Annotated in this window: 11 protein-coding genes; 6 read left to right on the top strand and 5 right to left on the bottom strand. The window is 54.4% G+C overall.

Annotation, left to right across the window (positions count from 1 at the left end; translation table 11 throughout):
* Positions 1–84 precede the first annotated feature (84 nt).
* The 4 genes from P1U71_RS02730 to add are packed head-to-tail and all read left to right on the top strand — an operon-like array spanning position 85 to position 5,973.
* Positions 85–2,466 (top strand): aldehyde dehydrogenase family protein, encoded by a 2,382-nt coding sequence (locus tag P1U71_RS02730; protein ID WP_301104014.1) that lies wholly within the window; start codon positions 85–87, stop codon positions 2,464–2,466.
* Positions 2,456–3,802 (top strand): thymidine phosphorylase, encoded by a 1,347-nt coding sequence (gene deoA / locus P1U71_RS02725; protein WP_301104013.1) that lies wholly within the window; start codon positions 2,456–2,458, stop codon positions 3,800–3,802. The genes P1U71_RS02730 and deoA overlap by 11 nt, the downstream gene beginning before the upstream one ends.
* Positions 3,803–5,005: a phosphopentomutase gene (locus P1U71_RS02720; protein WP_301104012.1), complete on the top strand. Its 1,203-nt coding sequence runs from the start codon at positions 3,803–3,805 to the stop codon at positions 5,003–5,005. It abuts the gene before it with no gap.
* Positions 5,006–5,007: 2 nt separating this feature from the next.
* Positions 5,008–5,973, top strand: a complete 966-nt coding sequence (gene add / locus P1U71_RS02715; protein WP_301104011.1) for an adenosine deaminase — start codon at positions 5,008–5,010, stop codon at positions 5,971–5,973.
* Between the two features lie 2 nt (positions 5,974–5,975).
* Here the strand turns inward: add and P1U71_RS02710 are convergent, their stop codons facing one another.
* From P1U71_RS02710 to P1U71_RS02700, 3 genes are all read right to left on the bottom strand, one after another.
* Positions 5,976–6,584, bottom strand: coding sequence for an OmpH family outer membrane protein (locus P1U71_RS02710; protein ID WP_301104010.1), 609 nt, complete (start codon positions 6,582–6,584; stop codon positions 5,976–5,978).
* Between the two features lie 151 nt (positions 6,585–6,735).
* A complete protein-coding gene (locus P1U71_RS02705) occupies positions 6,736–7,644 on the bottom strand; it encodes a glutathione S-transferase family protein (RefSeq protein ID WP_301104009.1) in 909 nt (302 codons plus the stop codon).
* Positions 7,645–7,697: 53 nt separating this feature from the next.
* Entirely contained in the window at positions 7,698–8,255 is a 558-nt protein-coding gene (locus tag P1U71_RS02700) for a nitroreductase (RefSeq protein WP_301104008.1), read from the bottom strand.
* A 249-nt stretch (positions 8,256–8,504) separates the two neighbouring features.
* Here P1U71_RS02700 and P1U71_RS02695 point away from each other — a divergent pair, with 249 nt between their 5' ends.
* Positions 8,505–9,329 (top strand): universal stress protein, encoded by an 825-nt coding sequence (locus tag P1U71_RS02695; protein WP_301104007.1) that lies wholly within the window; start codon positions 8,505–8,507, stop codon positions 9,327–9,329.
* Between the two features lie 27 nt (positions 9,330–9,356).
* On the opposite strand, the gene P1U71_RS02690 is transcribed toward P1U71_RS02695, so the two are convergent.
* On the bottom strand, positions 9,357–9,911 hold the full coding sequence (locus tag P1U71_RS02690) for a pseudouridine synthase (protein ID WP_301104006.1): 555 nt from the start codon (positions 9,909–9,911) through the stop codon (positions 9,357–9,359).
* A gap of 174 nt (positions 9,912–10,085) precedes the next feature.
* Here P1U71_RS02690 and P1U71_RS02685 point away from each other — a divergent pair, with 174 nt between their 5' ends.
* A complete protein-coding gene (locus P1U71_RS02685) occupies positions 10,086–11,108 on the top strand; it encodes a hypothetical protein (protein ID WP_301104005.1) in 1,023 nt (340 codons plus the stop codon).
* 9 nt (positions 11,109–11,117) lie between these two features.
* Here the strand turns inward: P1U71_RS02685 and P1U71_RS02680 are convergent, their stop codons facing one another.
* A complete protein-coding gene (locus tag P1U71_RS02680) occupies positions 11,118–13,253 on the bottom strand; it encodes an HD domain-containing phosphohydrolase (RefSeq protein WP_301104004.1) in 2,136 nt (711 codons plus the stop codon).
* Between the last annotated feature and the right edge of the window lie 139 nt (positions 13,254–13,392).

Below are 13,392 nucleotides of genomic sequence, written 5' to 3'. Positions count from 1 at the left end.
GGCGATATTGAGCGCCAGCTGGAGCATTTCGTCACCGGGCGCTATTCCGCCGATTTCCGTCATCCGATGGCCTGAGGAAAAACCATGAGCATTGTAGAAATATTCGACAAGATGGACTACGGACCGGCACCGGAAAGCAGTGAGACAGCGCTCGGGTGGATCGTGAATCGAAAAGGAAAGTTTGACCTGTTTATCGGAGGCGCTTGGGTTAAACCGAAATCCAAAAGCTGGTTCGAGAGCCATAATCCTGCAACGGGCAAGAGTCTTGCAAAAATCGCCGCGGCGAATGAGAAAGATGTCGATGCCGCGGTTACCGCGGCCCGCGCCGCACAAAAAGGCTGGACCGATATCGGCGGGCCGGCGCGCGCCCGCTATCTCTATGCCCTCGCCCGCGCGATCCAGCGCAATTCCCGCCTGCTGGCTGTGCTTGAAACGCTTGATAATGGAAAGCCCATTCGCGAAACCCGCGATATTGATATCCCGCTCGTCGCAAGACATTTCTATCATCATGCCGGATGGGCACAACTTCAGGATCAGGAATTTGCCGAGTTCGAGCCCATGGGCGTGATCGGACAGATTATCCCCTGGAACTTCCCGCTTCTCATGCTCGCGTGGAAAATCGCTCCGGCGATTGCGGCGGGAAATACGGTCATCTTAAAACCGGCAGAATACACCTCTCTCACCGCCCTTTGCTTCGCCGAAATCTGTAAAGACGTCGGCCTACCCGACGGCGTCGTCAATATCGTAACGGGCGACGGCAAGACTGGCGAAGCGCTGGTCAAACATTCCGATATCGACAAGATCGCCTTCACCGGCTCAACCGAAGTGGGCCGTCTGATCCGCACGGCAACTGCCGGCAGCGGCAAGCACCTCACATTGGAACTCGGCGGAAAATCCCCCTTTATCGTGTTTGAGGATGCGGATCTCGACAGCGCGGTAGAAGGTGTTGTTGATGCCATCTGGTTCAATCAGGGGCAGGTCTGCTGCGCCGGCTCGCGCCTCCTGCTGCAAGAAGGCATTGCCGAGAAAATGATCGCAAAGCTCCGGCAAAGGATGGAGACATTGCGCATTGGCGATCCGCTCGACAAGTCTATCGACATGGGCGCAATTGTCGACCCAACACAACTCGCGACCATCACAAAGCTCGTCAAAAAAGGCGAGAATGAAGGCAGTGTCTGGCAACCGAAATGCGATATGCCGAAAGACGGCAGCTTCTATCCTCCGACGCTGATCAGTGATGTCGCTCCGGCCGCAACGGTTGCGCAAGAAGAAATATTCGGCCCCGTGATCGTCTCCATGACCTTCCGCACCCCAGAGGAGGCCGTCGCGATTGCCAACAATACCCGCTATGGTCTGGCCGCCTCGGTCTGGAGTGAGAATATCAATCTCGCGCTGGACATCGCACCAAAGATCGATTGCGGTGTGGTCTGGGTAAACTCGACCAACCAGTTCGATGCGGCCTGCGGCTTTGGGGGAAATCGCGAATCCGGTTACGGACGGGAGGGCGGCCATGAAGGTATGATGGAGGTATTGAAGCCGAAATTCATCTCGAAGCTGCCGCTCTACGAGGACGCGAAAGCAGTTTCGCCGCAGGGCAATAAAAGCAACGCGTCGCTCGCCGATCTTGATCGCACACCGAAGCTCTATATCGGTGGTAAGCAGGCCCGACCGGATTCGGGTTACAGCATGCCGGTCTTTTCCGCGAAGGGCGACAAGATCGGCGAGGTCGGTGAAGGCACCCGTAAAGATATCCGAAATGCGGTGGAAGCCGCGCGCAAGGCGACCGGCTGGACCAAGGCAAGCAGCCATAACCGGGCACAGGTGCTCTACTATCTCGCGGAGAATCTCGATATCCGGAAATCAGAATTTTCGGATCGCCTCAAAATCATGACCGGCGTTACCGTGAAAAAGGCACACGCTGAAGTCGATGCCACGATCCAGCGTCTCTTTTCCTATGGCGCATGGGCAGATAAATACGAAAGCGCGGTGCATTCCCCGCCCATGCGCGGTGTCACACTCGCCATGAAGGAAGCCATCGGCGCGATTGGCATTGTCTGCCCGGATGAAAACCCGCTCCTTTCGATGATTTCACTCGCCGCCCCTGCCCTTGCCATGGGCAACCGCATTGTTTTAATCGCATCGGAGCGGTATCCACTCATAGCCACCGATTTCTATCAGCTTCTTGAAACATCGGACGTGCCTGCAGGCGCAATGAATATCATCACGGGACCGCGCGAAACCCTCGCAAAAACCCTGGCCGAGCATGATGACGTGAAATCCGTCTGGTATTTCGGCCCGCAGAGTGGCAGTGAGCTTGTCGAAGCCGCCTCAACCGGAAATATGAAGCGGACCTGGGTTAATAACGGAAAGGCGCGGGACTGGTTCGATACCGCGCAAGGTGAAGGCCGGGAATTTCTGCGCCAATCTACACAAATCAAGAATATCTGGATCCCTTATGGCGAATAAAGCGGCAGAATTTTTTCCGCAGGAAATTATCCGCAGGAAGCGCGACGGCGCGACCCTGAGCGACGCGGAAATCCAGTTTATGGTGCGCGGCCTCACCGATAATTCCATCTCGGAAGGGCAAATCGCGGCCTTTGCCATGGCCGTCTTTTTCCAGGGGATGAGCATGGAGGAGCGCGTTGCGCTCACCCGCAGCATGGTTCAGTCCGGCCATGTCATGGACTGGTCGAAAGCCGATCTTGGCCGTCCCGTCGTCGATAAGCATTCCACCGGCGGTGTCGGCGACAAAGTGAGCCTGATGCTTGCACCGATTGTCGCGGCCTGCGGCGGGGCCGTCCCGATGATCTCCGGGCGCGGCCTCGGTCATACAGGCGGGACCCTCGACAAGCTCGACAGTGTGCCGGGCTATAACACCGCACCAGATCCCGATCTGCTGACAAAGACCGTGAAAAATATCGGCTGCGCCATCATCGGCCAGACGGACGATCTCGCCCCTGCGGACAAACGGTTTTACGCAATCCGGGACGTTACGGCGACGGTGGAATCAATCCCATTGATTACAGCGTCCATTCTTTCAAAAAAACTCGCGGCGGGACTGGATGCGCTGGTGATGGATGTGAAGTTCGGCTCCGGCGCGTTCAAGGAAGATTATGACGATGCGACGGAACTTGCCCGTAGCATCGTCGCGGTCGCAAATGGCGCCGGGCTTCGAACGTCCGCGCTGCTGACCGATATGAATGAGGTTCTTGGCAAAACAGCTGGAAATGCGATTGAGGTGAGGGAAACGATTGATTTCCTGATGGGCCGGAATGTCGATCAGCGGCTTCTCGATGTGGTACAGGCACTGGCGGCGGAAATGCTGACCATTGCAGGGGTTGCCGATGAGGCAACCGCGCCGCATGCCGTAAAGGGTGCGCTCGGCAGCGGCACGGCCGCCGAGAAATTCGCACAGATGATTGCGGCACTCGGGGGGCCAAAAGACCTGATGACGAATATGGACGAATATCTTCCGCTTGCGCCTATCCGACGGGATGTGATCGCGCCGAAGCGAGGGTATCTCGGGGCCATAAATGTCCGTGAGATGGGCGTCGCCGTGATGGACCTCGGGGGCGGACGGCACAAGGCGTCTGACAGCATTGATTACGGGGTCGGCCTCGCCAACATCGCCGGACTTGGGGCCAAGCTGGGCCCGAGAAATCCCGTCGCGACGATTATCGCCCGGAATGAGGCGAAGGCGGAGCGGGCGGGAAAACGGATATTGAATGCCATTACCCTCACCGAGGAACCACCAGTAGCATCGGCCGCCGTGCGCACCCGCCTTACAAAGGAGGATTTATAAATGCGCGCCATATTGATCGTTCTCGATAGCTTTGGCCTTGGCTCTGCCCGTGACGCGGAGGCCTTTGGCGATGTTGGTGCGGATACCTTTGGCCATATCATCGACGCCGCCGCGACAGGGCGCGCGGATTCCGCAGAGCGGTCAGGTCCCCTTAACCTACCTAATTTGCAGAAACTTGGATTGTTTGCCGCACATGACAACTATGTCGGCACAGCCAGCGTGGAAAATAGTTTCGATGGCCTTTATGGCGTCGCGCAAGAGAAGAGCAAGGGCAAGGATACACCATCAGGACATTGGGAAATGGCCGGGGTGCCGGTGTTGTTTGACTGGGGATATTTTCCAAAAACCATCCCTACTTTTCCAAAGGACCTGACGGACGCGTTAATCGAGCGCGGAAAAATCCCCGGCATTCTCGGGAATTGTCATGCCTCCGGCACGGAGATAATTGCAGATCTCGGCGATGAGCATATGAGAAGCGGCAAGCCCATTGTCTATACCTCCGCCGACAGCGTCTTTCAGATTGCCGCGCATGAAGAGACGTTTGGTCTCGATCGCCTATACGCCCTATGTGACGTTGCCCGCGAACTGGTTGATCGATTAGAGATTGGACGCGTTATCGCCCGGCCCTTTATCGGGGACAATGGCAACTTCACCCGGACGGCAAACCGAAAGGATCTCGCCGTTCCTCCGCCGGAACCGACCCTTCTCGATAAATTGACGGAGGCGGACCGGCAGGTCATTTCCATCGGGAAAATCGGAGATATCTTCGCCCACCAAGGTACCGGTGAAATCGTCAAGGCGGCGGGTAACATGGCGCTGATGGATGCAACGCTTGAGGCCATGGGCAGGGCAAAAGATGGCAGCCTGATTTTTACCAACCTTGTCGATTTTGACCAGTCCTTCGGTCATCGGCGGAACATTGCGGGGTATGCCCAGGCATTGGAGGAATTCGACGCCCGCTTGCCGGAGTTACACGCGGCCCTGATGAAGGGCGATGTAGTTATCCTCACAGCTGATCATGGCTGCGATCCGACATGGCCGGGAACCGATCACACGCGGGAAGTTGTCCCCATCATTGGTTTCGGCCCGGGCATTCAGGGACATTCCATTGGAGAACGAGACACATTCGCCGATATCGGCCAAAGTATTGCCCTGCATCTCGGTCTGCCGCCACTTGCACATGGCGAAAGCTTTCTGGATTGAGCATGGTCAAAAAAGCCGAACTCCATGTCCATCTGGAAGGGACCATGCCTCCTGCCCTCGTCCGGCAGCTTGCGGCCAACAATGGTGCGCGAATTGACCCGACGACATTCAAGTCAGAAACTGAATATGCCTGGGATGACTTCTGGCATTTCCTTGATTGCTATGACAAGGCTGCGGCGACGATCCTGTCCAAGGACGACTACCGCTTGCTCACCTATGACTATCTTGCCAGATGCGCGCAGGAGGACGCGATCTATGTGGAGATGTTTTCCTCTCCCGATCACGCGGCAGAAGTCGGAATGAGCTACGCCGATCATCTGGAGGGGATTGCCGCAGGGATAAATGATGCATTTAAGGAATTCGGTATCATCGGGCGGATTATCGTCACCTGCGTGCGCCATTTTGGTCCCGAAAGAGCCGTCAAGGTTGCTGAGCAGTTCGTTGCGACCCCTCACCCCTATGTTGTCGGGTTCGGAATGGGCGGAGACGAGGCACAGTTTCATCCGAAGGATTTTGCGTCTGCCTTTACCCTGGTCAGTGAGGCCGGATACAAAATCACGAGCCATGCCGGGGAGTTCGGCGGACCGGAGAGTGTCCGCGATAGCCTGGAATATCTGTCTATCAGCCGCCTTGGGCATGGGGTGCGCGCAATTGAAGACGCGGCGCTCGTGGCGGAAATTGCAGAGCGCGGCATTCCGCTTGAACTAAGCCCCGGGAGTAATGTCGCCACCGGTCTTTACAGCGACAGAGCCACCCATCCCTTTAGGGCCCTGATGGACGCGGGATGCGTTGTGACGCTTAACTCGGATGACCCGCCGTTCTTCGCCACCTCCATCGGTCATGAATATGACGAAGCAGCCCGGAACTATCACTTATCCGAAACCGATCTTGAGAACATCACCCGAAATGCCATTCTCGCGGCGTTCTGCGATGAGGCGCTGAAGGAAGAATTGCTCGCGAAAATATAACCTTATTCCTTCTTGGCAGGCGCCGCGTCCTGTTTCGCCTCCTCAAGCTTGATATCCACTTTCGGATTGGCCTTGTTAAACCGCTCCAACACATCTTCCGTGATATCCATGCCCGGGTTAAAGAATACGGTTTTTGCCCTATCGACCCCGAGATTGACGCCTTTTTCCTTGCTCACATCCGCAGCAAGACGAACAATGATTTCACGAAAGCGCAAGCGGATGCCGACGAGCACTTCATTCATTTTGCCGTTAATGACCTGAAATTCACGTTGCAGGTTTTGCCGCTGGACATTCAGTTCCGACAGCTTCTTCTGATAGGCGTCCGGCGATAAAATGGCCCGCTGCTTATCAAGAGCTTCTTTCTCGGTCAGCAGGGCATCGCCGCGCTTGTTGAGTTCATCTACCTTGGTTTTCAGGAGAGCCTTGACTTCTTCCTCCGCCTTTTTGGAGGGTTCCGACACCTGCAAAACATAATTGATATCAATGATGGCAACGACAGCTTCCGGTATTTTGGATTGGGCATACGCGAGAGAGGTTCCTTGCAAATTCTGCGTCAGTGCAACAGCAGAAATAGCAAGCCCGATAGCAACCGCCCGAAATTTTTTAATCAATGGTCTCTCCGGAAAAATGGGGATTTCATTTCAGCTTCATAACATTGCCCGTCAAATAAATCCAGAACCGTCATGACAGGCGATAATACCCTGACAACGAGAAATAAGAATGGAAAAAGGCAAAACCATGATTTCGCCTTTTCCCGGAATTCTATTTCACGATAAACCCGGCACGTGGGAAATGGATAATCACCTCTCCCACGATGTCATTCTGGTGGCGAATGGCAATCTCTCGGCGGTTGAGGGTAACCAGCTCCCCCGATACGGGAATGCGCCCGGTATCATTTGGCATCACAGCCACTTGGTCTCCGGCCTTCTTCTCCTCATTTGCGTCAACACTGCCGCTGTATCCCGAAACGTCATCATTTTTGGCAATTTCCAGGGCATCTGCTGCGCTGATTTCAGTGGGGGTGCCTTCACCGAATGCGGCAACCCTGCTCAACCAGGCCGTCAGCTTTGGAAATTCCTCTAAAATTTCCTTCACCGCAGGTGCGCGCCCAGCAAACCGCACAGCATAATAAAGATTAAAATCGACGAGGCTCGCCTCTGCACCCAATAAATAATCCCGACCATCCGCAAGTCCTTGCTCCGCCCAATCCATCATGGCCGCGAATTGTTGAATGGACACAGGGAGCGCGGCTTTCATTTTTTCGATATTGATATTCCCGCCGGAATATTCCATCCGGTCTTTGACAAATTCCGGGGGCATCTGCTCCCCAAAGGTGCCGAAAACAATCGCTGCCGCTGTGCCGAAAAGCAGTTTGTCCGTCCAAAAGCTTAGGCCCCATCCCAGGAACTGGCTGTTATCGGGAAATAGGGTCGGGGATGGATATCGGGCCTCCAGTTCGCGAATAATGATCTGCGTATCACAATAAATATGAGCGCCGGATTGCATAACGGGGGTTTTCCGGTATCCACCGGTAAGCGGCATGAGTTCCGGCTTTGGCATCATGCGCGGAATTTGCACAGACTGCCAGTTCACCCCCTTAAAGCCGAATATCATCCTGACTTTCTCGGCATAAGGGGATGCGTCATAGTGATGAAACACAAGGTCCGACATTTTATTTTTCTCCCATTATTAGACTATCTTTATCGCCCCGGATTTTGAATAATTTACTCGCCCCAGATTTCTACATATGCGTCAACCGGCTCCTCCAGAAGAACCGGCACCCGCTCGGCGGTTCCCAGATAGAGAAATCCAACAATCTGGTCGGTTTCCGCCGCACCGAGGGCCGCATTCACCTGTGGATCGAAGCATGTCTTTCCTGTCCGCCAGATGCCCGCATATCCGAGCGCATGCGCCGCAAGCATGATATTCTGTGCCGCCGCGCCTGCCGAAAGTATCTGCTCTACCTCCGGCACCTTTGGATGGGCCTCGATTTTGGCAATCACAGCGATCACCAAAGGCGCCCGCATAGGCTTACCGCGCTCTTTTTGCAGCATGGCTTCCGTCGCATCAGGTTCCCGCACCTTAAGGGCTTCCCCAAAAATGCGGCCGAGCTTTTCCCTTGCCGCACCTTCGATCACGATAAAACGCCACGGACGAAGACGACAATGATCGGGCGCGCGAACAGCCGCCTGCATCATTGTCTTCAAGTCATCCTTCGACGGTGCCGGTGTTGTCAGCATTGCCGAGGATTTACGCGTTACCAATGCTTCGATGGCATCCATTTAACGAAATTCCTTTGTCTGGATATATGTTTTCGGCTGCCATTCATAACAGAGAACACGCAGGCTGCCTATGCAGTAACAATTAACCGGTTGTTATCTGCCAGAACTGTTCATAAGTTAATTATCAGAAACGGTGTGTATATAGTTGAAGATGGCGGGCGTTCCGGTTTGTCTCAAATCAATGCCACTCATATGAAAGCTGGCCATACTAAATTAAATTCGTTCAGGGTTGAGGAAAGGGAAAGCGCAATGTCTATAAAAACCATCTTGCTACATTTGAGTAATGATTCGCGACTGGAGGCCCGTATTGAGACGGCGCTCGGATTGGCGGTAGAGCATGACGCTCATATCATCGGGCTATATACAATTGCCCAGGTAACCGTCCCCACTTCCTTTATGGGATACGTCCCGCCGGAGTTCATAGAGCAATCCCGCAGTGTTGAAGAGGAAAATGCAGCGGAGGCAAAAGCCAAATTCGAAAGCCTCGCCGCGAAAGTAAATCGTCCGGTCGAAGTTGTTGTCGAGGAAGGCTACGCACCGGACCTGATTAACGAGCATGCCCTTTCCGCTGATCTTGTGATCGTGGGTCAGGGAGATCCCGACGCTGAAAATAATGCGCAAACCCGTTATATAGCCGAAGAGATTGTCGTCAGTTCGCCCCGTCCTGTGCTGATTATACCTGCGGCCGGGAATTACAGCAATTTCGGAAGCCATGTGATTGTCGGCTGGAACAACACACGCGAATCCTCTCGCGCCTTGCATGAATCATTTCCATTTCTTGAAAAAGCGGAAAAAGTTACTCTCCTGCGCGTTAATGCGACAGAGGATGAGACATATGAGACGGAGCATATTATCTCGCATCTCGAACGACATGGCATCACGGCCAATTTCAAGTCCGGTCACTGGCCGGGCATCAGTGTTGGAGACGCCATCCTCGACGCACTCGTCGATTACAGCGGAAATATGCTGGTTCTCGGAGCCTATGGCCACAGCCGTCTGCGGGAAATGATCCTGGGGGGCGCGACCAAGAATATTCTTCAGCATATGACCGCACCGGTCCTGTTCGCCCACTAGACACGGGAATTTCGGACGAAAGCAAGATCAAAGGATATCTATTTTCTGCACATCCCGCCATGTTCCCGGCGTTAGGTCGGCAAGTGAAAGCTTGCCGATCTTTTTTCGGATGAGGCGCAATGTCGGATAGCCAATGGCCGCCGTCATCCGCCGGACTTGCCGGTTCTTACCTTCTGTCAGGGCTAATTCAATCCAACAGGTCGGAATAGATTTTCGAAACCGGACCGGCGGATCGCGCGGCAACACCTCTGGCTGCGGGTCAAGGCGCAATGCGCGGCAAGATTTCGATTTATATCCCTTAAACACCACGCCAGCGGCCAGTTCCCGCAGCGCGGAATTATCGGGTTCACCCTCTACCTCTGCCCAATACACCCGCTCATGGCTATTGTCCGGGTTCAGAAGCTTTTTGATAAAAGGCCCATCATCGCTCAACAACAACAGACCTTCGCTATCCTTATCAAGCCGGCCCGCCGCATAAACCTTTTCCGGCAGGTCAAATTCGGCAAGGGTTTTTTGCCCTTTTTCACCGGTAAACTGACTGAGCACACCATAGGGTTTGTAAAACGCAATGTATCTTGGCATTTGAATTTGAGCGCCGGACTAAATAAATGTCTGATATACGAAGGTAGCGAGAGAGTTCGATTGCATCTTTTTTTCGAATTATCAAATTTTTAGGTAATTTTAGCGATCTTACATGACGTAGCTTTGGCGAGGATGTCAAGGATACCAAACAAACTAATCGGAAACCCATATTCGATGATCGAAAATTCTACCGCAACAGTTCGCTTTATTGGACAAAAGGAAGAGGATGCCCAACAATTAGGTTGGCTGCTGTCCAACGCGTCGAATGCAAATTTTTCATTCGAGCATACCGCCTGCCTCGACAGCTTCGTGAAAACAGGCCGGGACCATCAGGGCGAGGTTATCATCCTTGATCTGACCGAGAATGCCGAAGACAGGATCAATGCGGTGTCCCTCCTCGGTGAGAAAATCCCACAGACCCCGATCGTCGTGCTCACTGGCGACGACGAAAACATTGGCCGTGATGCCATTCGTCTGGGCGCGCAGGATTATCTCATCAAAAGCCAGCTCACGACGGACGGCATGTCCCGGAGCCTGCTCAATGCCATTCAGCGCCATCAGGGACATCGGCATAGCGCGGAAACCGCGCCGCTTCTCGATTCGGCGACGGCCGTGCTTAACCGGCTTCCCATAGGGGTCATTCTGGTCACCGCCGATACGAAAATCCTGTTCTTCAACGGCAAGGCGAAACGTTATCTTGAACAAGGCGACGGCCTGGTTGTCGGCGCTGACCGGATATGCCGTGCAACCCTGCCCGGAGAGAGCCGCGCGCTCGCCAAGCTGCTGACCGATACGCTATCTCCGAGCGATAAAAACAAATCTGAAGGCGATTTCGCGATTTCCCTGACCCGGATGGAAAGTGATTATCCGCTGAATGTCATGGTCGCCCCTATCGGGACGGGCGCCGCGGGCAAGGGTGCGGTTCTATTTGTTTCTGACCCCGCCGAGCCGGTAGAGCTTTCTATTGAATCAATTTGCAAGCTATATGGCCTGACGCCGGCGGAAGGGCGCCTGGCCCTGGGCCTGACAAACGGGCACAAGCTAGATGACCTCGCGGAGCAATGGGGGGTCAGCATGCACACGGTTCGCTCCCAACTCCGGCAGATTTTCCGCAAGACCGACACCAGCCGACAGAGCGAAGTGGTCAAGCTTATCTTGACCGGTCCGGCAGCTTTGCAGGCCACCAGCCTCCTTTAGGGGAATGGTTTAAGACGCTCCCTCGCCGGGTTCTTCCTCCACATTTTCAGAGAAATATTTCCAGTTTTCGCGGCCGCCCCGGTTTTCGAGATAATTAATCAACGCGCTGACCATACGGCGGTCAAAACGTATATCCGCATCCTCCAGCAGATTCTTCACCGCGGCACTGAAGCTGAGCGCGCTCCGGTAGGCGCGCGGGCTGACCATGCCGACAAAGGCGTTGGCGACGGCAATAATTCGGGCCGGCTCGCTGATTTCCGTGCCGACGAGGCCATTTGGCTGACCGCTCCCGTCGAAGTTTTCCTGTAACTGACGCAAGGTGCCCGCCACCGGCAAATCAAAATCAACCTCATCCAGAAGGTCTGCGCTGGCGACCAGGCTGTTGCGGATAATCTCCATCTCCTTCTTGGTCAGGTTTTTCGTCTTGGTGAGAATTTCCGGCGGCACCAGTATCTTGCCGATATTCATCAGATTGCCTGCGATATCAACTGTCCGCACCAGTTCCTCCGATGCCCCCATTTCTTCGGCAATTGCCACGGCAACTTTTGCAACACGACGGGATTGATCCGCTGAATAGGGATCGCGGCGATCCACAAAAGCCACCAAAGTTGAAACAAGGGCGCGCAGTACGGACTCGCGTCGTTCCTGAGCGATCACCACATCGGAAATATCCTGAAATACTGTGAGAACTTCCTTGCTGTTCACCCGCGCCGAACGAAGGGGCACGAAATCTGACTTAACCACCCGATCCGCTGCGTTTTCCCCCGTTGCTTTCATCCGGCTGATCGACGAACGCGGCTCATAGTCCTGACGCACGAGGTTTGTCATCTCTATGATTTCCCGCGCCTGCTCGGGACCAAGGACACTCGCCGCCTTTTTGCCAATCATTTCATCTTGCGATATCTCCACGTCTTCGGCGGCGACACTATTCGCAAAAGTGTATTTATCCTCGGCATCAAAAACGGCAATGGAGGTCGGCTGCTGATCTGTCACAATTTTCAGGAATTCGCTCCGTTCCCTCAGCTGTTCCGCCATGCCTTTATAACGCACGGCAAGTTCCGCTGCGCGAATAGATGTGCCATGCCGCCACACGGCAACGACCGTTCCCGCGACCGCAAAGATCAGCAATATAAAGATGCCGAGCATGGTTGAAAGGCGCTGATCGGTTTCGGCCAGCGCTTCCTGTTCCGAGACTGTCCGAACAAGGAACCATGGCGCAGCCGTCAACGCACGCCCCGTTACGAGGACCTTGCTCCCGAGATAATTGGAGGCGAGTTCAAAACTCCCGGGGTTTTCGATAACGAATGCCGCAGCCAGATCATCCTGTGCACTTAATTTGCGCGCAAGGGCCAGTGTGCCATCCGCCAACGGAGAGATATACTGCACAAGTTTCGCGTCTTTGCGGACAAGATAATTTTCAGCTGTCTGCAAGGTATCTCCCGGCTGGAACAGAAGAGGAAATAAAGATGTTTCCACCGTTCGAAGACCGACAACATACCCGATGATGTCCTTGGGGCTACCTTCATCCTGTACGGCAAAAATCGGCCAGACAAAGCCCATTGTCGGATCGCCGTTAATTCCCTCATAGAGATCGATCAATGCGGGCTCTCCATCCCCGGCTTTCGCCATGGCAGCCCGTATTGTCGGGTTCATCGGGGGCATATTCCCACTTGAGACCAGAAGCTTTCCGGTTGCATCCGTGAGCCCGATGCCGGCCCGGCCCGGCCGTGCCACATTCGCGCGAATTTGTGGTTCCTCCGGCTCCCAGAAGCCGCTGATGATCGCCTGATTGTTCAGCAGATTGATAAGATAGCCCGCTTCCGGCACCTCCGCGATGGAGTTGCCGTTCTCCGCTGTCTCGATAACCAACTGGGTCAGGTAAACCTGCAAGGACGCATTGTTGGCGAGAGTACCGATTGCCTGTTCCTGCTTGCGCAACCAGTCATCAACGCTCGCCGCACGACTATCCGCAACGATACCAAGCCGAACCTCCCAATTACGGAGGTCGCGCGAACGCTGTTCCTCGACAAATTTGAAGGTCCCCCAAATACCGGCAATGACGACAGCCATAAGCAGCAAGACACCAAAGGAGAGCACCTTGTAAGTACTTTTCTTTTCCGTCCCGTCTAGTTGATTATCCGACATAAATGCCCCGGTTATATATTTCACTTTGCGGCAGAATGCCTGGAAACTCTTTAAGATAGGTAAATCACCGCCGTAAATTTACGCAAAAACTAATTAGCTGCGCAATGACATTAGACGTCCTGATCAGTCTTTGTTAAGG

The sequence above is a fragment of the Sneathiella sp. genome (assembly GCF_029233945.1).
Classification (GTDB): domain Bacteria; phylum Pseudomonadota; class Alphaproteobacteria; order Sneathiellales; family Sneathiellaceae; genus Sneathiella.
The sequence above is the reverse complement of the archived record's forward strand: the minus strand, read 5'-3'. Positions and strand labels throughout refer to the sequence as shown.

What these genes read in the sequence shown, in the direction of transcription:
- P1U71_RS02730 (WP_301104014.1), top strand. Translation starts at nt 85, where the DNA reads ATGAGCATTGTAGAAATATTCGACAAGATGGACTACGGACCGGCACCG.
- deoA (WP_301104013.1), top strand. Translation starts at nt 2,456, where the DNA reads ATGGCGAATAAAGCGGCAGAATTTTTTCCGCAGGAAATTATCCGCAGG.
- P1U71_RS02720 (WP_301104012.1), top strand. Translation starts at nt 3,803, where the DNA reads ATGCGCGCCATATTGATCGTTCTCGATAGCTTTGGCCTTGGCTCTGCC.
- add (WP_301104011.1), top strand. Translation starts at nt 5,008, where the DNA reads ATGGTCAAAAAAGCCGAACTCCATGTCCATCTGGAAGGGACCATGCCT.
- P1U71_RS02705 (WP_301104009.1), bottom strand. Translation starts at nt 7,644, where the DNA reads ATGTCGGACCTTGTGTTTCATCACTATGACGCATCCCCTTATGCCGAG.
- P1U71_RS02700 (WP_301104008.1), bottom strand. Translation starts at nt 8,255, where the DNA reads ATGGATGCCATCGAAGCATTGGTAACGCGTAAATCCTCGGCAATGCTG.
- P1U71_RS02695 (WP_301104007.1), top strand. Translation starts at nt 8,505, where the DNA reads ATGTCTATAAAAACCATCTTGCTACATTTGAGTAATGATTCGCGACTG.
- P1U71_RS02690 (WP_301104006.1), bottom strand. Translation starts at nt 9,911, where the DNA reads ATGCCAAGATACATTGCGTTTTACAAACCCTATGGTGTGCTCAGTCAG.
- P1U71_RS02685 (WP_301104005.1), top strand. Translation starts at nt 10,086, where the DNA reads ATGATCGAAAATTCTACCGCAACAGTTCGCTTTATTGGACAAAAGGAA.
- P1U71_RS02680 (WP_301104004.1), bottom strand. Translation starts at nt 13,253, where the DNA reads ATGTCGGATAATCAACTAGACGGGACGGAAAAGAAAAGTACTTACAAG.